Here is a 22762-nt window from a genome sequence, read left to right on the forward strand (position 1 = left end):
AATAATGAAATTTATCTTTTAGGCAAGTTATTTTTACAATTATTCCAGCAATTAGATAAAATCTAAAACACAGACATTACATAAATAACGAAGTATCGATTTTTAAAAGACTTATTCTTATGATGAATTAAATACCTACTGCTTGGTATACAGTAACTTTTTAGATACTTCCAGAAAATAAAATATTCATTTTAGTTAGTTGATATTTTTAGCTGTATATCCCCTGCCCCCTTGCCTATACAGTTAGATAATATTTTTAAAATTGAAAACCCCTTACTGTCTCTTACTCACGCTGCGATACTTCCAAGGATCTGTAAAATCAGTATCACCCCAAATCCCAATCCCTTGCTGCTGGGCTTGGGCTTCCGCTTGCTGCACTAAATCTTTACTGGGACACTTATTTAAATAAGGGCGATAAACCTTAGCTAAACCTTCTTTTAACAAGACTTCCTGAACAAAAGAACCATCTTTTAAGCGGACTTCAGCTACTTTCCGTCCATAGCGATCGCTATCTGTAATCGTCAAGGTAACGCGATCGCCGTTTTGTTTAACCAATTGCTCTAACCTAGCTTGTGCTTTTGCACCCCAATTAAATTGATTGCGATCGCTGGCTTTTTTACTAGCTTGCTCTTTGCGAGAATGGGGGATTTCTGGCGCGTCAACACAAGCAAAGCGCACGGTAAATTTATTACCCTGAGCATCTTTAACTACCAAAGTATCACCATCACTGACACGCTCCACTAAGTCCCCAGAACTACCAAAGAAGCGAGTACAACCAGCCACACCAGTCATAATTAAGGTTGCACTCAGTAAAATTAGTAAACTTTTGTGTAATTTTGTCATGTGTTATGATTTATTGCTCAATAGGTTATCTTTCCCTATTGACTGGGCTATATCATCACCTATGTCAGTTGCTCATAATACTAAATAGTTATTTAATTTTAGAGAGTGTCAAAATTGGGTGTTTAATTTTGAATTAGGAATAAAGCACAGTGACTATTGCATCTGCCTATGCCAAGAACTAAGCTGTCTCAAGGTGATTCAGATACATTTGCGGCGGTTGCTGACTATTTTAAAATGCTATCGGAAGCAAGTCGGCTGCAAATTTTGGCTTGTCTGAAATCAGGCCCAATGAATGTGATGGAACTTACGGAAGCAACAGGTTTGGGACAAGCCAATCTATCTAAGCACCTGAAAGTTTTAACCCAGGCGGGAATTGTCACTCGTCAGCCTAAAGGGACTAGTGCTTTCTATGAGATTGCTGATCCGATGATTTTTGATCTTTGTGAATTAGCTTGCGATCGCATTAGTGAAAGAATCCTCCAACAAGCCGAAAGTATCAGAGCCTTGCAAAACACAAAGACTATTTTTTAACCCAATACGCTTCAGTTAAGTGAATAGTAGGTTGGGTTGAGCGATAGCGATACCCAACAAAGTCTTGATCATGTTGGGTTTCGTGCCTCAACCCAACCTACACCAGTTTTGTTTTTAACCTTAACTGAACTGTATTGTTTTTTAACCATCAAAAAAGCACCCTAAATTTAGGGTGCAAATGTAAAAGCAGTAAAAACAGAGCAATTAGCTAGCAATAGCAGGAGCGGCCAAGGCTATGGGTTGAGCTTCGCCAGAGGCTAAATCTAGAGGGAAGTTGTGAGCATTGCGCTCGTGCATCACTTCAATCCCTAAATTCGCTCTATTTAATAAATCTGCCCAGGTGTCAATTGTGCGTCCTTGATGATCCAAAATCGAGTTATTGAAGTTGAATCCATTCAAGTTAAATGACATAGTGCTGACACCCAAAGCCGCAAACCAAATACCCACCACAGGCCAAGCAGCTAGGAAGAAGTGTAAAGAACGTGAATTATTAAAGCTGGCATATTGGAAGATTAACCGCCCAAAGTAACCATGTGCCGCTACGATGTTGTAAGTTTCTTCTTCTTGACCAAACTTATAACCAATATTCGCTGATTCCACTTCTGAGGTCTCCCGCACGAGGGTAGAAGTTACCAAAGAACCGTGCATTGCCGAGAACAAAGCCCCACCAAATACCCCCGCTACACCAATCATATGGAATGGGTGCATGAGAATATTGTGTTCCGGTGAAAACACAATCATGAAATTGAATGTACCGGAAATACCCAACATCATGCCATCGGAAAAACTACCTTGTCCAATGGGGTAAATCAATAAAACCGCAGTTGCCGCCGCCACAGGCGCAGAAAAAGCCACAGGAATCCAAGGACGCATTCCTAAACGATAGCTTAATTCCCATTGCCGACCCATATAAGCGTAGATAGCCAATAGGAAGTGCAACACAATCATTTGATAAGGGCCGCCATTGTATAGCCATTCATCCAAAGAAGCAGCTTCCCAGATGGGGTACAAGTGCAAACCAATCGCCGCCGAAGTGGGAACTACAGTAGCAGTGATGATGTTATTTCCATACAGCAGTGAACCAGAAACAGGCTCACGGATACCGTCTACATCTACAGGTGGTGCAGCAATAAACGCCAAAATAAACACAATTGCCGCAGTTAAAGCCGTAGGAATCAGGATTACTCCGAACCAGCCGATATACATCCGGTTTTCTGTACTGGTGATCCAATTACAGAATCTATCCCATAAATTAGAGCGATCGCGCTCTTTGAGAAGAGTTGTCATATTTGGTAATGAGTGCGAATAAATTTGTGAAATCTTCAGCGACAAGGAAATACAACCAATTCATAACTACGCACCCGCTTCAGCCGAGGGGTACGAGAAAGCCAGCGTATACGTAATTTCAAAAAGTCCGATGCAGTCTGAAAACTTCAGACTAAGCGTCTGTAGCCTTTTCGCGGAATTGGTGTATTTAGTCGTATATTACTTATATAACTATATAGTAATTTAATTGTCAAGTAGTAAATTTAAATTTTGTAGTTTATACAAACCCTTATACCCCTAAACCCTCACACCCCTATACCCCTAAAAAATACACACCGAAATGATAAAATTACTTCTCAGTTATTTAGTTAATAAATGAGCAAATTCGTCATGCACTCAAGCCTTCACCCCTTGCAGATTGGTAAACATATTGCGCGTTATCCCATCATGCAAGCTGCAATGGCGGTGCGGGTATCTGGTGCAAAATTGGCTGGAGCAGTTGCCAATGCTGGCGGGGTGGGGATGATTGCCACCCTGGGGATTGGCTTGGATTCTCCGTATTTTAACCCCCGTCAAAAGAGTAGTTTTTTTACAGCCAATCGCCTGGCGTTAATTGATGAATTAGCCAAAGCTAGGAGTATTAGTCCTGATGGGGTAATTGGCGTGAATATTCTTGTAGGTACGAAAGATTACCCAGAATTAGCAAAAACCGCAGCTGCCGAGGGTGCAAATCTGATTGTGACAGGGGGTGCAGTAGCTTTAAATTTACCAGAGTACACTGCCGATTATCCTGATGTGGCTTTAGTGCCGACTGTCGCCAATGCAGACTCAGCCCAATATCTTTGTCAGACTTGGAAAAATCGATACAATCGTCTACCCGATGCTTTGATTTTGGAAAATTGTCAGAAGGTGGGGGGACACTTTACCCAATGTGAACAAATCAATGTTCCAGGATTCTCAATCGCCTGGGTGATTTCCCAGGTGCGGGAATATTTAACTGAGACAATGGGTGTGAAGATACCCTTGATTGTAACAGGGGGAATTAGCGATCGCGCCGATATTGATCAAATGTTAGCAATGGGAGCAGACGGCGTACAAATGGGTACACGCTTCATCACCACCATTGAATGTGATGCCCATCAAAATTATAAAGAACGTCATTTGCAAGCCAAGCCAGAAGATATAGTCACCGTACCCAGTCCTGTCGGTAAACCCAGCCGAGCTTTACGTAATCCCTTCGCAGAACAGATTATGGCAGATTCAGCCCAACAGAGGCGATGTATTGCCAACTGTTTAGAAATCTGTTTATTTCGAGACAAAGGTAAAACCTATTGTCTATTAAATGCCTTAGCGCAAGCTGCCCGTGGTGACGTAGAAAATGGTTTAATCTTTTCTGGTGCAAACGTGACTCAGAATCAGCGCATCATGTCTGTGTCAGAGCTGATGGCAGATTTGACAGCCAAGGTTTAGCACCGACAGCACGGCGAATTTCTCGCCAAATCTGCGTCGCAGCCAATGCACCATCACCCGCCGCAATCACCACTTGATTTAAACCCACCTTCAAATCTCCAATCGCGAAAATGCGCGGGTGAGAAGTCCGTCCCATCTGATCTGTGATTAAATATCCGCCTTTGCGTTCTAAATTAAATCCTTCCAGATAGGTGTTGTGATAATGAGAACCCATCGCAATTAAACCAGTTTCCAACTCAACCACCGTACCATCAACCAATTCCACACCTGTCATGTGATGATTTTTACCCAGAAATTGCTTAATGGGAGTTTCCACCAAACGATAACCATACTGCTGTAATTTAGAACGTAATTCCCCACTTACAGAAAATAAACTGTGGGTAAAAACAGTAATGTAGGGCGTAAACCAACTGAGACTAAATACCATTTCCTCAATACTGGCTTCACTACCTGCAAATAACCCGCATTCCTTATCAGCCATTTCATAACCATCGCACACCATACAAACGTGCAAGTTATAGCCAGCATATTCAAACACATTCTGCATATTTTCCAACTGCGGGAGATGGTCAATAATTCCACTAGCCGCAATTAAATACTTAGAACGCAACACAGAGTAAATACTATTTTGACGACCAACTTTCACCCGCACCGCAAAAGTATCACCCTCATCGACCACCTCCTCAACATAAGCATTCAAAAAATCCCCATTCAGAGAGTCATAATGCTTCTTACCCTGTTGCAACAACACACGCCCAGGAGTATCAGGAGGTAAACCCAAATAATTATGTAACTCCTGCATCCAGAAAGAACGCGCCTTACCCTTGTCAATAATTAGACTAGAAAGCAGATACCTTTGCGAGTAAATACCCGCAGAAAGCCCCCCAGCACCACCACCCACAATAATTGCATCATAAACATGATCCGAACGTTCCAAAACATTACTTTTTGATAATTGCATACCCTTACCTATTCCTTCTAAAAAGCTCTCCGCGCTCCTTTGCGTTTCTAAACCCACCAAGCTTTTTCACCAGTTCGAGGATCTATTTCAGTCCAAGGCGAAATCCAAATGTAATTATCCTTCACTTGGACATGAACCAACTTCAGAGGACGGTTAGCAGGCCCCCGTTCCACAGAACCTTGAGCATCGTAGCGTGAACCGTGACAAGGACACTGGAACTGTTGATCAACAGGATTCCAAGGGAAAGTACAACCCAAATGGGTACAGTTATTTACAATACCCATTGAATCAAGAGTGCCATCTTCCTTAACGGTTAAATAAGTAGGCTCACCTGCTAGTCCAGCGATTAAAGCTCTTGTTCCTGTTGGTTCATCTAAAATTTGGCTAGCTGGAATAGGATGACCAAGCTGGTCTTTAGCAAGGATACTACCATCTGCATCAGTGGTTTCTGCTGGCGGTACAAAAAACTTAGTCCCAGGATATAAAGCAGCACTAGCTGTAGCTGCAACAATAGCCCCCGTGAAGAAATTCAGCAGTTGCCGCCTAGAGACGGAAGGATTAGGCAAACTTAAGCTACCATCCATAATTTTTTACCCTTTTTAATATTTATTTATTATACTACTATATAGTTATATGAATTACGAGGGTCAACATCAACTTCAAAGATTAAGGAAAAGTAATACATAGGTTCTGTTGAATAACAAATGATAAAAATAGAAAATAATCTATGATAACCAAGACTGAGTATGAAGAATTACAGAGCGATCGCATGAAAAACTCCCTTCTCTCTTCCCTAGCTACCTAATTAATATTTGGAGAATTCCTGCAATGGCTCACATTGTCATCATCGGTGCAGGGTTGGGAGGTTTACCCACCGCTTATGAATTAAGACACATCCTCCCCAAACAACATCAAGTTACCGTCATTTCCGAAACCCCTAATTTCACCTTTATTCCTTCATTACCTTGGGTAGCAATGGGCTTAAGTTCTCTTGATTCCATCCAGGTAAGTTTAGAAACAAGGTTGCGACACCGAGGAATTAACTGGATACAAGGACGAGTAGACCACTTAAATCCGCAAGACCAGAAAATCTCCTTGGGAGAACAAAGTATTGCCTACGATTACTTAATTATTGCCACAGGTGCAGAACTAGCATTAGATGCAGTACCAGGTTTAGGGCCGGATGGATATACCCAATCAGTATGTAATCCTCATCATGCCCTCAAAGCTTTGCAGGCGTGGCAAAAATTTCTCCTTGCGCCGGGGCCATTAGTAGTAGGGGCGTTACCAAAAACCAGTTGTTTAGGCCCCGCCTACGAGTTTACCCTACTGGCAGACTACGTTCTCAGAAAAAAAGGATTACGGAAACAGGTATCAATTACTTTTGTCACACCCGAACCTTATGCGGGACACTTGGGTATTGGGGGAATGGCGAATTCTGCCGAATTAGTGAAAAAATTCATGGCGCAACGGGATGTAGAAGTTATTGAAAACGCAACAGTGACAGCAATTGAGCCAAATCAGATTCATTTAGGAAATGCTAGAGTCTTACCATTTGCCTACTCAATGTTACTACCACCCTTTCGGGGAACGCGTTTTGTCCGCCAAGTCCCAGGATTAGGCAATCAAGATGGCTTTATTCCTGTATTACCGACATACAGACATCCTGAATATGCCTCAATTTACGCCATAGGAGTTGCAGTACAAATCAAGCCGCCAGAAGTAACGCCTATTCCCTTGGGAGTACCTAAAACTGGACAGATGACAGAAGCAATGGGAATGGCTGTGGCACATAATATTGCCATTGAATTGGGAGTATATTCTGCCCATCCAGTCACCCCAACCCTTGATGCAATTTGCTTTGCTGACTTTGGTGATTCAGGAATTTTATTTCTGGCGAATCCAGTGTTACCGGATGTAGTGACAGGTAAACGTCGGCGGGCTATGGCATTGAGAGGTGTTTGGGTAAGTTGGGCTAAAGCTGCATTTGAGAGGTATTTTCTAGCTAAAATGCGTCTGGGGACGGCTGTACCTTGGTTTGAAAAACTAATGTTGAAATTATTGGGATTGTCTTTAGTTGCACCTCTTCCCATCCTGAATAATGAAGAAAGTAACTAAAGATTTAATCTAAATTTGGAAGATTTAAATATTAATTATGGATATAAACGAAATTCTCAAGTTATATGCTGCTGGTAAAAGAAATTTCCAAAACCTGAATCTACAAGAAGCGGAATTAACTAACGCTAACCTCACAGGTACAGATTTTAGCTATGCTGATTTACGGCAAACGCGACTAGGGAAAACTAATCTCAGCCACGCTTGTTTAAAACAAGCAGATTTGAGCGAATCAATTCTTTGGGGCATAGATTTGAGTGAAGCCGATTTATATCATGCTGTTCTACGAGAGGCGGATTTAACGGGCGCAAAACTAGTCAAAACACATTTAGAATCCACAAATTTAATTAAATCCAGTTTGTGTGGTGCTAATTTGTACGGTGCTAATTTATCCCGTTCGCTGCTATTTCAAGCAGACTTACGCCCTAGTTCCAACCAACGGACAGATTTAGGATATGCGGTTCTGACTGGTGCAGATTTAAGTTACGCTGACTTAAGAGCCGCTTCTTTACATCATGCCAACTTAAATCAAGCTAAACTATGTCGTGCCAATCTAGGTAAAATTATCCAGTGGGGTAACTTAGCAACAGATTTAAGTGGAGCTAGTTTGCAAGGTGCAGATTTAAGTTATGCCAACTTTGATGGCGCAATTTTGCGAAAGGCAAATTTACAAGGTGCAGACTTAACAGGGGCAATTTTCACCAATGCGGATTTAGCAGGTGCAATCATGCCTGATGGTACGGTTCATGATTAAGTAGGAATTTTAGGAAAGGTGGGATTATAGCGATCGCACTTTGATGATGAGTCTAGGCGATCGCCATAATTACCGTAGGTATATCACCTCAAATCTTGCACCTGGAAATAGAGAGTTTTAGGATTGTAAAGAAAGATGTGGGTAACGTGTAGCTTTTTTAAGGCAGGTTAGGGGTGATCAAAACGTCATGGGGCAAGGTTAATCAGACTTGTGTATACACCGTAGTTGAAAAAAGTGGGGTTAGGGGAGATCAGAGTTTTAGCTGATTCCGCATACGGAAACCCCAACTTGGCAAAGTAGCCTTTAAAGTACACAATAAGATAACGTCGCCCTTAACATTTTCTTTGTGAATAACGTCCGTACTGTCTCTGATACAAAGCGAACTTTCTACGCTCTGCATACTCGACCGATTAACACAATATATCGTCGGGTAGTAGAGGAATTGATGGTAGAAATGCACCTGCTATCAGTAAATGTAGATTTTAGCTACAATCCCGTTTATGCCTTGGGCGTTGTCACTACTTTTGACCGCTTCATGGAAGGCTACAAACCCGAACGGGATAAGGAATCGATTTTTAATGCTATATGTCAGGCTGTAGAGCAAGAACCACAACGCTATAGAAATGAAGCCGAAAGGTTAAAATCTGTAGCGCAAAGCTTACCAGTTAGTGATTTGGTGGCGTGGTTAAGTCAAACTCAACATTTACAGCAAGATGGTGAGTTACAAGCACAGTTGCAAGCGATCGCCAACAATCCTAACTTTAAATACAGTCGGTTGTTTGCGATCGGATTGTTTTCTCTGCTAGAGGTGTCTGATCCTGAACTAGTCAAAGACGAAAAGCAACGCACAGAAGCACTCAAAGCCATTGCTGAAGGCTTGCATTTGTCCTATGAAAAACTAAGCAAGGATCTAGACTTATATCGTTCTAATTTAGACAAAATCGCCCAAGCACTGATTGTGATGGCTGATATGTTATCCGCCGATCGCAAAAAGCGCGAGCAACGTCAACAACAATCAAATACCCCAGTTGCTCCTCCTGCTGCTAATGAGTAATTAATAGTCATTAGTCAATAGTCATTAGTCAATAGTCATTAGTGAAATAGCTTGATTGGAGTCACTATCGACTAGAGACTGTGGACTAGAGACTTTTGACTTCCATATCTAAAAAATACCTAAAATCTTGTAAATCAAGCTGTTGATTACAGTGAGTGCAAACGCCCCTAAAACAGCACTCCAAATACCGAAGCGCAGGCGAAAACCCTCTACTAACCAAGCAGCAATACTAAAGCAAACAACGGCAATCATAAACGTAAACACACCCGATAACAGATTAAATGTAAGTACATCGGGTACAGAAAATATCAAACGTAAAATTGGTCTGACTATTGCCGTCACAATACCTAAAACAGCCGCCGAAATAACTGCTTTTTGTGGAGTATCAACTTCAACGCCCAAAGGCAACTTACTGATAATCAACAAGCTGATAGATGTCACCACCCAAACAATTAACAGCGTCACAATCTCATTCATTGCCTTCAACCCCTGAAACGTGAATGGTGCTTGGCGATAAATTCTTGAGTCTATCGATAGATAAATTTCACATCGGCCGATTATCTGTAAGTTACCAGATTTTTTTCTCTAGAAAAAATTTATTCTAGATATCTTTAGGTTTTGGGCATTTATTGGGAATGGGGAATGGGGAATGGGGAATGGGGAATGGAACATTGAACTTTTTCCCCTGCACCCTGCCCCCTTGCCCCTTAAGGTGCAGGGGCGTTAGGATCATTCGGAACTATAGGGGAAGTGCCTTGTCCTGTTGGTGGCTGATTGGGTGCTGTGGGTAAAGGAAATTGATTAGGGATGGCGGGGACGTTGGGGTTAGGGTTGGTTTCTGGTAGCGGGGCTGTACCAGGTGCGACGGGGAAATTAGGATTGGTAGGGAAATAAGGTGAGTTTGTTGCGGGTGCAGACGAAGTGGGGATAATTCCTAGAGAAACGCGATTGCCTCCCACTTGTCGTAATAAATCTAACGTTTCAATTACATCATTGTATGTAGCTGTACGAGAAGCATTCAGAATTAAAACGCCATTAGGATTAACTTGCAGAAATTCCCTTAATTTTTCCTGTAGTTCTGCTTTTGGTACTAGTTGTTGTTCTACGTAAATATTGCCCACAGCGTCAATAGTTACAATTTGACTACCACCTGCTGAATCAATTCCAGATGCAGTAGTTGTACTCGCTTGAGGCAAATCAACATTGATTGCTTGTTGTCTAGTAAATTGCAAAGCTGCTAACAGAAAAAATGCCAAGATGCAAAAAATGACATCGATGAGAGGAATGATTTGAACTTGAACTTCTTCAGTAGGTTTATTAAGGTTAATTTTCATATTTTTTTCTGGGGACTGGGTATTGGGGATTGGGGACTGGGAACTGGGGACTGGGGACTGGGGATTGGGGACTGGGAGACAAGGTAGATTGTTACTACCATGCCCAATGCCCAATGCCCCATGCCCTATTTATAATTAACTTTGGTCTGGTGGTTCTGGGGGTTGAGGTAATTTGCTGAGGCTGGGTTTACTGGATGATGAGTAACTATCCCGTTTTGTATCTGACACTGCTACTGATGTATTGTTACTAGGATTAGGTGGAAATTGACGATAAAGCAATTCCAACTCATTGCCAGCTTTATGAAAAACCTTGACTTGATTAACGACAAAGCCTTGAAATAATCTGTAAAATACCAAACTAGTGATCGCAACGATCAATCCCGCAGCTGTACTGATTAAGGACGCGCCGATACCTCTTGTTGCTGCTGCACCTCCACCTGTGGCGATATCACCGATGTTAATCGCTTTTAAAGTATCAATTAGTCCGAGAACTGTACCCAATAGTCCCAAAAGCGGTGAAAGGGTAATCACAGCTTCCAATACCTTGTCCCCACGCCGCATCCCAGCTAATTCATCCTCGGCAGTAGATTCTAGTGCTAACCGAAAAGTTTCAGCATCAATTTTTTGTAAACGTAAAGGAGCATAGAGAAATCGCCCAATCGGTTGATCTGTTGATCTTTGGGCAATATCTGCCGCTAATTCCCAATTATCTTGAGCCGCATCTAATACACGTTCAACTATTTCTTTTTCTTGTGTTAAAATTCGCAACCAAAACCACAGTCTTTCAAAAATTACACTCAAAGATAAAATCGACAGGGCCAGTAAAGGCCACATGGCTGGCCCGCCTTCTTTGAACAAGGTTACAATATCCACTTTTAAAGTCTCCTCCCTCCATTGCAGAAGCAACTATCCCAAAGCATTTTAATTCTAGAGATTAATGCACAATTAACATATTGTTGTACAGAATCGCTGGTTAGGTTTTAGAAATATGACGATTAGCATCTTCCCAACTAACTAGGACGGTTATTCCCACCGGGAATATACAGCATAATTTGTCAAAATTGAAGATAACTGGAGGGTTAAACCATGAACTTCTCAATCCAATCTTTGTATAATTGGTATCGCGGTCTGCTACGTAATCCTAAATTTCGCTGGTGGGCGATTTTAGGTACGATTGTTTATATTCTCAGCCCAATTGATATTGCACCGGATTTTATCCCTGGTTTGGGTCAAGTAGATGACGTTTTGCTTTTGACCATATTAGTGACTGAGGTATCTGGTTTAGTGATTGAAGGCTGGAAAGCTCGTAAGGGTGAAGAAACTACCGCCTCAACAGATTCTACCTCTACTGACAGCACTGTTGACGTTGATGCTGTGTCTGTTAAATGAGGGGGAACTGGAAAAGGGGAACAAAGAACAGAAATTAATAAAAATCACAAGCCACATTTAACCTCTATTTTGAAAGCGTGATCAGCTACGCCCCACTGTAGGCGATCGCATCCGTGATTCTCAAAGTAGGGGATATTTTTTGGTCAATAGTCAATAGTCAATAGTCAATAGTCAATAGTCAATAGTCAATAGTTATTAGTCATTAGTTATTCCCCTACGCCCTTGCACTCCTACACCCTTACACCCCTCTCCTTACCCATGTCTTTATAAGCACACAATTGACATGAGGCAACAATACACGTTACATGATGAGGCAACAAGTTAAATTTTTGCAGATGAAAAATTTGATTAACTGCAAGTTGCATCAGCATGGGGAGGGGTGTTCATGGATGTCAGCTTAGTTGTTTCCAACATCCTGAATCCGCCAGTTTTGTTTTTCTTTCTGGGGATGACTGCTGTCTTTGTGAAGTCTGATTTAGAAATTCCCGCACCAGTACCCAAGCTTTTTTCGCTTTATCTGCTATTTGCGATCGGTTTCAAGGGAGGAGTAGAACTGATCAAAAGCGGTATCACTCAAGATGTGGTGCTAACCCTAGCAGCAGCGATGTTAATGGCGTGTTTTGTGCCAATTTACTCCTTTTTTATTCTGAGGCTGAAACTAGATACTTACGATGCGGCGGCGATCGCGGCCACTTACGGTTCTATTAGTGCTGTCACTTTCATCACTGCTAGTGCTTTCTTAAGTGAGCTAGGTATTAATTATGATGGCTACATGGTTGCAGCCTTAGCTTTAATGGAATCCCCAGCAATTATTGTGGGTTTGATTCTTGTGAATATCTTCACCGTTGATGGCAAGCGGGAAGTTTCTTGGAAGGAAGTTTTACAAGAAGCATTTCTTAATAGTTCAGTTTTTCTTTTAGTGGGTAGTCTTGTAATTGGTGTCTTGACTGGAGAACACGGTTGGCACGTATTAGAACCATTTACTCAAGGTTTGTTTTATGGTGTTCTCACCTTCTTTTTGCTAGACATGGGACTCATCGCCGCTAAAAGAATTAAAGACTTGCAAAAAACCGGCTTTTTTCTCATTTCATTTGCCATACTAATTCCTATACTCAATGCCTGCATTGGGTTGCTAATTTCCAAAACCATCGGGATGTCCCAAGGTGATGCACTTTTGTTTGCTGTGTTATGCGCCAGTGCCTCTTATATTGCTGTACCAGCTGCAATGCGGATGACTGTTCCAGAAGCGAACCCTAGCCTGTACGTTTCTACCGCTCTGGCAGTAACTTTCCCGTTCAATATCATTGTGGGAATTCCGTTATATCTCTACGGAATCAACCTATTATGGAGGTAATAATATGCACCTAGTAAAAAAGATAGAAATTATTGCCAACTCCTTTGAGCTAGGCAAAATCTTAGAAAGTTTAGATAAATCAGGTGTACATGGTCACGTTGTTATCCGTAATGTTGCTGGTAAAGGATTACGAGGTACGACGGAAGATTTAGACATGACCATGCTGGATAATGTCTACATCATGGCTTTTTGTATGCCAGAGCAAATCAAACCCGCCATTGAAAATCTTAGACCCCTGCTTAATAAATTTGGTGGTACTTGCTACGTTTCCGATGTGATGGAAATTCGCTCTGTCAAATGCGTGGCATCGTTATAAGAGGGGGCTAGGGATTGGGGACTAGGGACTGGGGATTGGGGACACTTCGACAAGCTCAGTGCATCGCTGGGGACTGGGGATTGGGCAGAGAATTTAAGTGGTTTTACGGGGGGAAATTTCTGTATAGATACTACAGTTATTAACAAACTTTGTTCTGACTGCCGACGGCATTTATTTTTTTGTTACATATAAATCAATCTCATGAAGTATTTTATAGAACGCCGTGACTTTTTGAAATTAGGTGTCACGGGAACATTGGGAATGATGGTAACGGCTGGTGATTTACTGTGGCGAGTCGAACAGGCTCAAGCTGCTAGTCCACCTTCTTCAGAATCTTTGAGTGCTGATGTGGCTTTGCAAAAGTTACTTGAAGGAAACCGACGATTTGTAGAACGTCAACCCCAGTACCCCGATCAGTATTCGACGCGATTGCAAGAATTAGCTTCAGCCCAACATCCATTTGCAACTATCTTAAGTTGTGCTGATTCACGAGTACCACCAGAGATTATTTTTGATCAAGGTCTGGGTGATATTTTTGATGTTAGAGTTGCTGGCAATATTTCCACGCCAGAAACTCTCGGCAGTATTGAATATGCTGTGGCTTTGTTAGGCACACCATTACTTATGGTAATGGGTCATGAAAGATGCGGCGCAGTTACCGCAGCCGTACATAATGAATCAGTACCAGGTGATATTAGTAGCTTTATCAAAGCCATCAAACCAGCATTAGCAAGGGTGAAGAAAAAGCCAGGTGATGCGGTTGAAAATGCTGTAGTGGCAAATGTGCGGTATCAAATCGAACGCCTAATGCGATCAAAAGTCTTAAGCGCACAGATCAAATCAGGCAAATTAAAAGTTGTCGGGGGTCGTTACGATTTGGATACAGGCAGTGTGACTATTATTGCTTGAATGGGAATTGGGCATGGGGCATTGGGCATGGGGCATTGGGCATTGGGCATTGGGCATTGGGCATTGGGCATGGGGCATGGGGCATAGAAGTAAAATCTCCCTTGTCCCCCTTGTCCCACTTGTCCCCCTTGTCCCCCTTGTCCCCCTTGTCTCCCTTGTCTCCCTTGTCTCCCTTGTCCCCAATCCCCAGTCCCCAATCCCCAATCCCCAGTCCCCAGTCCCCAGTCCCCAGTCCCCAATCCCCTAACTATTCAAAGCTTTAATAAACCGTTGCAAACTTTTGAACATATTGGGCTTTTTCCCTGGTGTAGCAGTGCTATCAGGGGATGTTTGCGGTTGTCCTTTGGCGAGGATTAAATCTATTTCATCGCCTGATGGTTTGTTGGGTAATTCAGCGATTTTTGACCATATACCGCTATTTTCTACCCAAATTTCCCACAATCCAGGGTAACAACGGAAGACGGCGGTTTCATCATCGACGGGACGTAGGTAATAGCAAGGTTCGATGGTACTGATGAAACGTTTGCGGGTTTGTCTGGCGGCGTAACCAATACCCACTGTACCGGAATCTTCTAGGCGGGGGTTTAACATGATGTAGGGGCGATCGCCTATTATTTCACAAATCTTTTCCAGTTGCGGAACCTCGACGGATGTAGGGGCGATAAATAAGAAAATTTCGTCCTCTGGCTCAATTTTGGACTGGATAGAAGCGGCTCTACCAGTACCAATATCCAAAATTTTAAATGGTTTATCTGCCCAATCACGTCGGGCTAAACCCGCCGCACCAGCATCAGCAAAAAAGACTTTCAAGCGAGATTCATATTCGGCAAAGACGGGGAGAAACTGTTCCGCTACAGGCATAAACTTAAGTTCTGGAAACAGTAACTCCACTTGAATGCGGCTACAACCGTCTGCTAAAGCGGCTTTGGTGGCTTCCCGCGCTTGGGCGATCGCATCTTCTAAAGAATTCGGCAATTCCGACATAATCTGTATATGGCTATTTCGTATTTACTCCTATTGTTTCAGGATTGGCTCTGATTTTCAGCCGTAGTTGTCAAGAGAACTATGTTTGGGTTTTCTGTCACTAGTACAAAATCAGTGATGACCTTTCTCCTAGCTGGTATTATTACCCACGCTGGTGCGGTGATTGGCGTAAACTTGAAATCGTAAATCCCCATCTAGATAGGGTCTGGATAATTATCAGCAGCTTAGAATTAGCTCCATAGCTGTATGGAGGTTATTATGGAAAATCTCAAGTTTAAAGCGGGTAGTGTTTACGAATTTTTTGACAGTAACAAAATCCCAGTGTTCTCGAAATTGAGATACTTGGAAACAGTTTTTAACCCAGACAGCAAAGAAATCACACTTCATTTTGAGATGTCGGAAGCTGATACGGAGAGTCCAAAAGATATTTATTTTAGCCAAAGCAGTATCGACCAGCAAATAGGCAATATAGTTGAGGCTAGTGAGTATCAAATAAGGTATGAATACTGATTCAATTTAGTCAACCTGTAGCTAAAGATAATTTCGGAGTCAGTTACATTGAAAAATTGTCAGGTTAGGTTGAGCAAAGCGGAACTCAACATGGATATCGGTGTTGGCTTTCTTTACGTCAAAAGCCACTCGCCCCAAGCCGGGAGACCCGTCCCAGGCGGTGGCTTGCCAACCTTGTGTATTGAGAGAAGTAGCAGATCGTCCCAACCTTGACCAAAATAGATCACTATGTAGCATGAATCACTACAACAATCTCTTTGACAGAACTCGAACAGTCTTCAGGGGCAAGACCTTAAATACTGATAGTCAAAGTATACAGTCTGTATCGGACAGGTATGAGTGAAATCAAGTGGATAAAAATCTACCAAGATTAATGGTATGTGTGAAGGTGAAATATTGCAAATACCTATCACTGGCTAGGATTTCTATGTTGTATTTATAAAAAAATATAGGTTCTGAGCAATTTATTAACTAGTAAAATTTATACCGTCTTTAAGATTCCTCATTTTGAGCCAGAATTTTATCTAAATACGACTTTATTTTACATTTCTTTTAAATTTTTTTGGAAAAATCCGTCCATTTACTCAGTATATTTATTGTTATTGCTGTATTTTTTATTACTAAAACGCGCATATATGCTTTTAAATAAAGTCTAGTATTTATCTCCTATCTTTGAGCCGTAATTACTCACAGAATTGAGTTGTGTTTACTAATTAGACAAAGGTAGAGTCCAAGATTTATGATTCTTAAAAAACTTGTTTGTGCTACAGTTATCTCTGCATCTGCGATCGCTTCTCTTGCTGGTTCCGCCCATGCACTTGTAGCACCAAGTTCTCCCGTGAACTTAATTGTGAATGGCAGCTTTGAAGATACAACTTTAGCTGGTACTAACCAAGCGCAACTAACAGGTGATAATAAAACTTGGAAAACCTATGATCGGATCAACGGTTGGTCTGCAACACCAAACGGTAAAATCGAAGTCCAACGTGGTGGTGTAGCTGGCTCTCCCTATCAAGGTTCTAACCTCGTTGAGTTGGATAGTCACGGTTACACTGCGAATAACTTTTCTCAACAAAATCCCTTGGGCATATACCAGGATGTTGCAACTGTAGCGGGTAAAACCTACACTCTATCTTTCGCCTACTCAGCGCGCCCAGACACAAAAGCAGTAGATAATGTCTTTGATGTTTTGGTTCGTGATGCCGCTAATCTTGGTAATAATATTTTCCGTGATACCGTTTCTGCTGGTGATGGTGCTAAAACTACTGTCTGGTCAATATTTACTAAGACTTTCACCGCTACTAGTCAATTATCACGAGTACAGTTTAACTACACTGGGCCATTAAATACTTTGGGTGCTTATATTGATGACGTGAAGTTGGTCAGTGTCAGCAAAGTAGATGTTCCAGAACCCAGTGCAATAGCAGGAATAGTTGTAGTTGGTTTGGGATTAGTGACTTTTAAAAAGCGTAATGCTTTGAAAAAATCGCTATCTATGGGAAATTAGGATCTACTAGAAGAATTAAGGTAAGAATTCAGGTCATAGATCAGAAAAAAGTGAAATAGCATTCAATACTTCTCGGTTAAGAACAAAAGCAAGGTAAAGTGATAATTGTTCTCCAAGAAGTGGGATGGGAAAAATTGGTGCTGCTAAAAGATTTTTCGTTGATAACGCCAACCTTAGAAGCAGAGTTAATATTCAAAGCAATAGAAACAGTCATTTCGCCATCAGTAATCAGAGAAACTCTATCAGAGACAGACAGTGATGAAGAGCGAACGCGGAAATTGCCATCTGGGTTGGTAGTGTGTCTAGTCATAGCGATGAATCTATGGTCATCAGATGCAATGGGGGACGTACTGAAAAATCTGGTGAGTGGATTAAGTAGAGAATGGACGCGATTAGGGCAGTATTGGAAAGTACCAAGTAGTTCTTCAATTAGTGAAGCCAGACAGAGATTGGGATGTTGGGTAATGAGTCGGCTGTTTCACAAGATAGTCAGACCATTAGCGACAGTGCAGACTCCAGGAGCATTTTTAGGAGGACTACGAGTAATGGCAGTAGACGGTACAGTGTTGGATGTGCCAGATAGTGCGGCTAATGCCAGGGTGTTTGGATATCCAGGCAGTAGAAAAGGAACTAGAGCGGCATTTCCCAAAGTCCGTTTAGTATTGCTAATTGAGGCGGGAACGCATTTAATTGTTGATGCCTTGATGTGTCCTTACCGCATAGGAGAAAGAGTACGAGCTTTAAAATTACTCCGAGCTTGCAGTCAAGGGATGCTGCTGATGTGGGATAGAGGGCTACATTCTTACCGTATGGTTCATGCCACCTTAAAGTGCGGATGCCACTATTTAGGCCGAGTGCCAAAGAACGTTAAATTTCCCGTAGACAAGGTTTTAAACGATGGCTCATATTTGTCCTGGATTGCTCCAGACCGCAAATCCAAGAACAAAGGCGGAACAAGGATTCAAGTACGAGTTATAGAATATACTATTGACTCTGAAAATGGACAACAAACTTATCGTCTAATTACCAGTTTGATGGATATTGCTCTATTTCCGGCTTTATTGTTGGCTACAGAATATCATCAGCGTTGGGAAATCGAAAATACTATTGATGAGTTAAAAACCCATCTTAATGGACGTAAAACTCCAATTCGTTCTCTCAAACCCCGCGAAGTTGTTCAAGAAATCTACGGCTGGCTTTTAAGCCATTATGCAGTTCGTACTTTAATGTTTCAAGCCGCAACTGCTGCTGGCATATCTCCATTACGCTTAGGTTTTACTGGTTCTCTCAAAGTTATTCGTCGAGCTATTTCTGATTTTCAAGATGCTAATGGTGAGCAGTTACCCTTTTTTTCTCCAAGTTAATTCTAGAAATTATGGAGCAAAAAATCCCTCCAAGACAGGGCAGAACAAATCCCAGAGTAGTCAAAAAACCTCGTTCTAAGTTTCCATCTAGAAAACCAATCCACTCAGGAGCGGGTACTAAACGTCAACCACTCACTTTTTTTATTCTCAATACTGCTTAACTCTTAACCGAGAAGTATTGAAATAGCATTAAGTCAAGCCCCTGGATTTATCCGTGGGGTATTTAATTTTATAGGCGCAGACCTTCCCGTTTGCCGTAGCGTTGCCAAGCATTGGCTATTTTGAATTTTGGGCGTTGCTGAATCAAAGTATGAATGTTAGCAATACCTTTCTTTTCCTTCGCGCCTTCGCGCCTTTGCGTGAGAAAATTCATATTCTCAATCAGCAACGGCGAATTTTGAATTCGGAGCATACCAATTTGTGGAAGCAAGCTAGCAAGAGCATCTCATAGAGAAGTGAAGTGATACTTTCGAGGTTATGATCGAGACTAGAATAGAATAGCAGCAAATCTTACTCAGTAAACAACGTGAAACATCAATATTACTGGTTAGGGAAAATCACATTGGCTCTATTCTTAGTTAGTTTTTTATTCTCTTGTCGTACCAAAATTGATAGAGCAACAGAACAAAGTCAAGCCATTGCTCAAGAACAACAAAAAGAACCGACAATTAGCTATGCTGATCTGATTATCAAAGAGCAGTCAGATTATGTGATGATACCTGTTAATGTTGAAGAAAGTAATAGAGATCAAGGCAGCATTTTAGATTCTTCTCGTTACTACAAAGAAAATTCTTCTCTTTTATACAACTTAATCTTTTATCGTAAACAAGACGGCGAAACTCATCTACTGTTAGATAAAAAAGCGATTATCAATACCTACGAATGGATAGAAACAAAATCTGCTGGTAAACCCCCTACAAGAGTTTGGTTATATCGAATTATTGATCAAGATACTAACAAAGACAAAAAGCTAGATTCACAAGATGCTGTAATTGGCTATATTTCAGATGTATCAGGGAAAAACCTTCAGCAAGTTACACCCCAAAACACCAAAGTCCTGAATTGGGTTGTTCTCCCCAGTCAAAATGCAGTTTTTATCAGAATTATCAAAGACTCTAATGGGGACAATAAATTTACATCAGCAGACAAGACAAATTTTGTTCGGGTTAGTCTTGAACAACCTAAGATGGGGACGGAAATTATTAGCGAATCCATAGAACAGAAAATCAAATCTTACCTAAAGTAAGACAATTGAGGTGACTATTTACCTTCATTCTTTCCCTGATTTTCCAGTTCGGGAACAGGATCATAACCACCAGGATGGAAGGGGTGACAACGTAATATGCGCTTTGTCGCCATCCAGCTACCACGAAATACACCAAACCTCTCAATAGCTTCAATCGCATACATCGAACAAGTTGGTTGAAAACGACAGGTGGGAGGAAATAGCGGTGAGATAAATATTCTGTAGCCTTTAATCAACCAAATAAATAATTGCTTCATCATCGTCGCCCAAATCTTATACATTGATAACAAGGGTAAAATGTTTTCTATCTTGTAGCACCTTTGTTAACTCAATTTCCTGATTTCATCCTCACCCCACCACTATGGCTGCAAATTACCATTGTTGCAGCTTGGGTGTTTTTAATTTTAGCGATCGCCGGATTTGTCAATCGTTTTGCAACTAACGACCCGGAAATCCTCCGCAAAATAGTGCATATTGGTGCTGGTCACGTTATCTTAATTGCTTGGTGGCTAAATATTCCCGCCAGCATTGGCATCGGTGCTTCTATTTTAGCGAGTATCGTGACTTTACTATCTTACATTCTGCCGATTCTCCCTGGGATTAATAGTGTCGGCAGACAAAGTTTAGGGACATTTTTCTACGCTGCTAGTGTCGGGGTGTTAGTCGCTAGCTTTTGGTCTCTACAACAACCGCAGTATGCAGCTATTGGGATGATGGTTATGTGCTGGGGTGACGGACTCGCTGCTTTAGTAGGTCAACGTTTTGGTCAACATAAGTACAAAGTGTTGGGAACACAGAAAAGCTGGGAAGGTTCTTTAGCCATGTTAGTAGTCAGCTTTTTAGTCTGTTTCCTGATTTTATTGGGTGTTTTCGGCAATATTTGGCAAATTTGGGCAGTATCCCTAGCAGTTGCCTTTACTGCTACTAGTTTAGAAGCCTGTTCGTTTCTGGGTGTTGATAACTTGACTGTACCTTTAGGTAGTGCAGTTTTAGCATATGTGTTAATGCAGTCATGGTACTAAGCATTCAGCAATATGGCAATGATCAAAATTCGTAGATTGGGATTAATCGGAGCGATCGCCATTGGTTTGATTTTACGTTTTTGGGATCTAGAACTCAAACCTTTGTGGATGGATGAAGTTATTACTGCCATCTTCAGTTTAGGTAAAAATTATCATGATTTACCTTTAGATGTAGTGGTTAATCTCCAAGATATCCCCAAGATTTTTACTTTTCAGCCTGGGGTTAGCTGTGGCGAAATCACTCAAAATCTGACTAATCAATCTACCCATCCTCCCCTATTTTTTTGTGGGATGTATCGCTGGCTGGGATGGATAGGAATATCTAGTGATGACTGGGTGATGAAATTGCGATCGCTACCCGCTTTATTTGGTGTCGGGGCAATTGTGGCGATATATGCCGTCAATTATCTTGCTTTTTCACGAATATCTGGCATAGTAGCTGCCTTGTTCATGGCGGTGTCTCCCTTTGCTGTCTACCTTTCTCAAGAAGCACGGCACTATACTTTACCTATGTTCCTCATCACTTTATCCTTATGGGGACTAATGCAAATCCAACAGGATATAAGTCAGGAACGTGTGAGATTTAAGGTATGGTTTTTCTGGACTTTAGTTAATATTATTGGATTTTATACTCACTATTTTTTTATTCTAGATTTTATCGCCGAAATTTTCACTTTGTCACTATTAATTTATCGGTCTAAATACCAAAATTCCAGCTTTATAAGAAAGATTATATTATATTTTGGTTTATCTATTATCACTATTATTATTTGTTTTCTGCCTTGGTTATTGGTGACTTGGAACCATGCTCAACGTTCCGAAACTAGTTGGCTCAATTCTCCTGGTATTTTCGCACCTTTTTATCAAACCCTGCTCAATTTGGTGTTAATGGTAATCGCTTTACCAGTGGAAAATCAACCATTAATCATCACCATTGTCTGCGGATTATTGATGTTAGTTTTTGCTGTGTGGTTAGGAGTGAAGCTATTTCCCAGATACCAACAGCTATGGAAACAAGATAAAACACATGGAGCTACATTCACACTATTCATGTTTACAGCTTGTGTGATGTTGCAGTGTTTGGCGATCGCTTATTTATCCGGTAAGGATATTACGGCTATTCCCCGTTATAGTTTTGTCTATTATCCCAGTTGTTGTGCCTTGCTGGCTGCTGGTTTGAGTGAAATTCCGCCTTTAAAAAGCCAAAATTTTCAACAAATAGCAATTTTGCTAATAGTTGGGGTATTAAGCAGTATTTTTGTCGTGACTAATTTTGTCTTTCAAAAACCATTTCAACCAGAACAGGTAGCACGCAATATGAATTCTGCACCATCTTTACCTGTGATGTTGGCAGTCACCTATGATAGTTACCAAGATATCGCTTTAGGACTGAGTTTTGCACTGGCCTTAGAGCAGATCAGAAATCACACATCCCATTCTGATGGTTTTATTGCTGTCAGTAGATCGCCTGATGTATCCAATGTCTGGAAAAAACTATCACAACTCCCAGTTAACGTCACATCACCTTTAAACTTATGGATAGTCGCCCCAGGCCTCAGACGCAGGGATTACCCTCAACAGTTAAATTTATCTGCACAGACTAGCTGTCAAATTGATCCGCAACATCACTACCGCATCGGTATTCCCTACCAATTGTACCAATGTTATTTTTCGGAGCAGTCGTAATACTTTGGACAAGGTTTTGTAACCATCTTGTCACAATAGCCTCTTAGAATTGTCTATAAGTAAACTTTATGTTTGCTCCTCACACCATACAAACCGCCTCTGCTATTTACATAGTCAGAGGCTTTTTATATTTTCGTTACTAAATTG

The 22762-nt window shown here is 41.4% G+C and carries 26 protein-coding genes; 15 read left to right on the forward strand and 11 right to left on the reverse strand.

Features of this window, described 5'->3' with window-relative positions; all coding sequences use genetic code 11:
- Positions 1-273 precede the first annotated feature (273 nt).
- On the reverse strand, positions 274-843 hold the full coding sequence (locus ACQFX9_RS00855) for a thermonuclease family protein (protein ID WP_427160284.1): 570 nt from the start codon (positions 841-843) through the stop codon (positions 274-276).
- 168 nt (positions 844-1011) lie between these two features.
- On the opposite strand from ACQFX9_RS00855, the gene ACQFX9_RS00860 reads away from it, so the two are divergent.
- The gene (locus ACQFX9_RS00860; RefSeq protein WP_103139686.1) at positions 1012-1374 is read left to right on the forward strand and encodes an ArsR/SmtB family transcription factor; all 363 of its coding nucleotides are present in this window, start codon (positions 1012-1014) and stop codon (positions 1372-1374) included.
- A gap of 204 nt (positions 1375-1578) precedes the next feature.
- Here ACQFX9_RS00860 and psbA read toward each other — a convergent pair whose 3' ends face one another.
- Complete coding sequence (psbA, locus tag ACQFX9_RS00865) at positions 1579-2661, reverse strand: photosystem II q(b) protein (protein WP_103140856.1); 1083 nt, start codon at positions 2659-2661, stop codon at positions 1579-1581.
- Positions 2662-3030: 369 nt separating this feature from the next.
- Here psbA and ACQFX9_RS00870 point away from each other — a divergent pair, with 369 nt between their 5' ends.
- Complete coding sequence (locus ACQFX9_RS00870; protein WP_427160285.1) at positions 3031-4110, forward strand: NAD(P)H-dependent flavin oxidoreductase; 1080 nt, start codon at positions 3031-3033, stop codon at positions 4108-4110.
- Here ACQFX9_RS00870 and ACQFX9_RS00875 read toward each other — a convergent pair.
- Entirely contained in the window at positions 4064-5071 is a 1008-nt protein-coding gene (locus ACQFX9_RS00875) for an NAD(P)/FAD-dependent oxidoreductase (RefSeq protein ID WP_427160286.1), read from the reverse strand. The two genes, ACQFX9_RS00870 and ACQFX9_RS00875, sit on opposite strands and share 47 nt — an antisense overlap.
- 47 nt (positions 5072-5118) lie before the next feature.
- The gene (gene petC, locus ACQFX9_RS00880) at positions 5119-5655 is read right to left on the reverse strand and encodes a cytochrome b6-f complex iron-sulfur subunit (protein ID WP_427160287.1); all 537 of its coding nucleotides are present in this window, start codon (positions 5653-5655) and stop codon (positions 5119-5121) included.
- Between the two features lie 244 nt (positions 5656-5899).
- Here petC and ACQFX9_RS00885 point away from each other — a divergent pair, with 244 nt between their 5' ends.
- The 3 genes from ACQFX9_RS00885 (at position 5900) to psb29 (ending at position 8994) form a co-directional block, all read left to right on the forward strand.
- Positions 5900-7189, forward strand: coding sequence for an NAD(P)/FAD-dependent oxidoreductase (locus ACQFX9_RS00885; protein ID WP_427160288.1), 1290 nt, complete (start codon positions 5900-5902; stop codon positions 7187-7189).
- 37 nt (positions 7190-7226) lie between these two features.
- On the forward strand, positions 7227-7940 hold the full coding sequence (gene hetL, locus ACQFX9_RS00890) for a heterocyst differentiation pentapeptide repeat protein HetL (RefSeq protein ID WP_427160289.1): 714 nt from the start codon (positions 7227-7229) through the stop codon (positions 7938-7940).
- A 346-nt stretch (positions 7941-8286) separates the two neighbouring features.
- Positions 8287-8994 (forward strand): photosystem II biogenesis protein Psp29, encoded by a 708-nt coding sequence (gene psb29, locus ACQFX9_RS00895; RefSeq protein WP_427160290.1) that lies wholly within the window; start codon positions 8287-8289, stop codon positions 8992-8994.
- 108 nt (positions 8995-9102) lie between these two features.
- On the opposite strand, the gene ACQFX9_RS00900 is transcribed toward psb29, so the two are convergent.
- The 3 genes from ACQFX9_RS00900 to ACQFX9_RS00910 form a co-directional block, all read right to left on the reverse strand.
- Positions 9103-9471 carry a phage holin family protein gene (locus ACQFX9_RS00900; RefSeq protein ID WP_427160291.1) on the reverse strand — a complete coding sequence of 123 codons (369 nt, stop codon included), beginning with the start codon at positions 9469-9471 and terminating at the stop codon, positions 9103-9105.
- Between the two features lie 230 nt (positions 9472-9701).
- The gene (locus ACQFX9_RS00905) at positions 9702-10328 is read right to left on the reverse strand and encodes a biopolymer transporter ExbD (RefSeq protein WP_427163049.1); all 627 of its coding nucleotides are present in this window, start codon (positions 10326-10328) and stop codon (positions 9702-9704) included.
- 135 nt (positions 10329-10463) lie between these two features.
- On the reverse strand, positions 10464-11201 hold the full coding sequence (locus tag ACQFX9_RS00910) for a MotA/TolQ/ExbB proton channel family protein (protein ID WP_427160292.1): 738 nt from the start codon (positions 11199-11201) through the stop codon (positions 10464-10466).
- A 213-nt stretch (positions 11202-11414) separates the two neighbouring features.
- Here ACQFX9_RS00910 and ACQFX9_RS00915 point away from each other — a divergent pair, with 213 nt between their 5' ends.
- The 4 genes from ACQFX9_RS00915 to ACQFX9_RS00930 all read left to right on the forward strand — a co-directional run bounded on the left by ACQFX9_RS00915 (position 11415) and on the right by ACQFX9_RS00930 (position 14296).
- On the forward strand, positions 11415-11717 hold the full coding sequence (locus ACQFX9_RS00915; RefSeq protein WP_427160293.1) for a YkvA family protein: 303 nt from the start codon (positions 11415-11417) through the stop codon (positions 11715-11717).
- A gap of 385 nt (positions 11718-12102) precedes the next feature.
- Complete coding sequence (locus tag ACQFX9_RS00920) at positions 12103-13071, forward strand: sodium-dependent bicarbonate transport family permease (protein WP_427160294.1); 969 nt, start codon at positions 12103-12105, stop codon at positions 13069-13071.
- 4 nt (positions 13072-13075) lie between these two features.
- Entirely contained in the window at positions 13076-13387 is a 312-nt protein-coding gene (locus ACQFX9_RS00925) for a P-II family nitrogen regulator (protein WP_427160295.1), read from the forward strand.
- Positions 13388-13588: 201 nt separating this feature from the next.
- A complete protein-coding gene (locus ACQFX9_RS00930) occupies positions 13589-14296 on the forward strand; it encodes a carbonic anhydrase (RefSeq protein WP_427160296.1) in 708 nt (235 codons plus the stop codon).
- A 243-nt stretch (positions 14297-14539) separates the two neighbouring features.
- On the opposite strand, the gene ACQFX9_RS00935 is transcribed toward ACQFX9_RS00930, so the two are convergent.
- A complete protein-coding gene (locus ACQFX9_RS00935; RefSeq protein ID WP_427160297.1) occupies positions 14540-15280 on the reverse strand; it encodes a DUF1995 family protein in 741 nt (246 codons plus the stop codon).
- 258 nt (positions 15281-15538) lie between these two features.
- On the opposite strand from ACQFX9_RS00935, the gene ACQFX9_RS00940 reads away from it, so the two are divergent.
- Positions 15539-15790, forward strand: a complete 252-nt coding sequence (locus ACQFX9_RS00940; RefSeq protein ID WP_427160298.1) for a hypothetical protein — start codon at positions 15539-15541, stop codon at positions 15788-15790.
- A 39-nt stretch (positions 15791-15829) separates the two neighbouring features.
- Here ACQFX9_RS00940 and ACQFX9_RS00945 read toward each other — a convergent pair whose 3' ends face one another.
- Entirely contained in the window at positions 15830-16027 is a 198-nt protein-coding gene (locus ACQFX9_RS00945; protein WP_427160299.1) for a hypothetical protein, read from the reverse strand.
- A gap of 502 nt (positions 16028-16529) precedes the next feature.
- Between ACQFX9_RS00945 and ACQFX9_RS00950 the strand changes: the two genes are divergently transcribed.
- Both ACQFX9_RS00950 and ACQFX9_RS00955 read left to right on the forward strand, forming a co-directional pair.
- Complete coding sequence (locus tag ACQFX9_RS00950) at positions 16530-17297, forward strand: PEP-CTERM sorting domain-containing protein (RefSeq protein ID WP_427160300.1); 768 nt, start codon at positions 16530-16532, stop codon at positions 17295-17297.
- A gap of 227 nt (positions 17298-17524) precedes the next feature.
- Positions 17525-18661, forward strand: coding sequence for an IS4 family transposase (locus ACQFX9_RS00955; protein ID WP_427162786.1), 1137 nt, complete (start codon positions 17525-17527; stop codon positions 18659-18661).
- Between the two features lie 229 nt (positions 18662-18890).
- On the opposite strand, the gene ACQFX9_RS00960 is transcribed toward ACQFX9_RS00955, so the two are convergent.
- Positions 18891-19073: a hypothetical protein gene (locus tag ACQFX9_RS00960; protein WP_427160301.1), complete on the reverse strand. Its 183-nt coding sequence runs from the start codon at positions 19071-19073 to the stop codon at positions 18891-18893.
- A 114-nt stretch (positions 19074-19187) separates the two neighbouring features.
- Between ACQFX9_RS00960 and ACQFX9_RS00965 the strand changes: the two genes are divergently transcribed.
- Positions 19188-19907 (forward strand): hypothetical protein, encoded by a 720-nt coding sequence (locus ACQFX9_RS00965; protein ID WP_427160302.1) that lies wholly within the window; start codon positions 19188-19190, stop codon positions 19905-19907.
- A 14-nt stretch (positions 19908-19921) separates the two neighbouring features.
- Here ACQFX9_RS00965 and yidD read toward each other — a convergent pair whose 3' ends face one another.
- Positions 19922-20164, reverse strand: a complete 243-nt coding sequence (gene yidD / locus ACQFX9_RS00970; protein ID WP_427163050.1) for a membrane protein insertion efficiency factor YidD — start codon at positions 20162-20164, stop codon at positions 19922-19924.
- A 63-nt stretch (positions 20165-20227) separates the two neighbouring features.
- Between yidD and ACQFX9_RS00975 the strand changes: the two genes are divergently transcribed.
- Positions 20228-20929 carry a diacylglycerol/polyprenol kinase family protein gene (locus tag ACQFX9_RS00975; protein ID WP_427160303.1) on the forward strand — a complete coding sequence of 234 codons (702 nt, stop codon included), beginning with the start codon at positions 20228-20230 and terminating at the stop codon, positions 20927-20929.
- Between the two features lie 12 nt (positions 20930-20941).
- Positions 20942-22615, forward strand: coding sequence for a glycosyltransferase family 39 protein (locus tag ACQFX9_RS00980; RefSeq protein WP_427160304.1), 1674 nt, complete (start codon positions 20942-20944; stop codon positions 22613-22615).
- Positions 22616-22762 lie beyond the last annotated feature (147 nt).

Origin of the sequence: Aliinostoc sp. HNIBRCY26, from assembly GCF_050235535.1 — a bacterium.
Lineage (GTDB): Bacteria > Cyanobacteriota > Cyanobacteriia > Cyanobacteriales > Nostocaceae > Trichormus.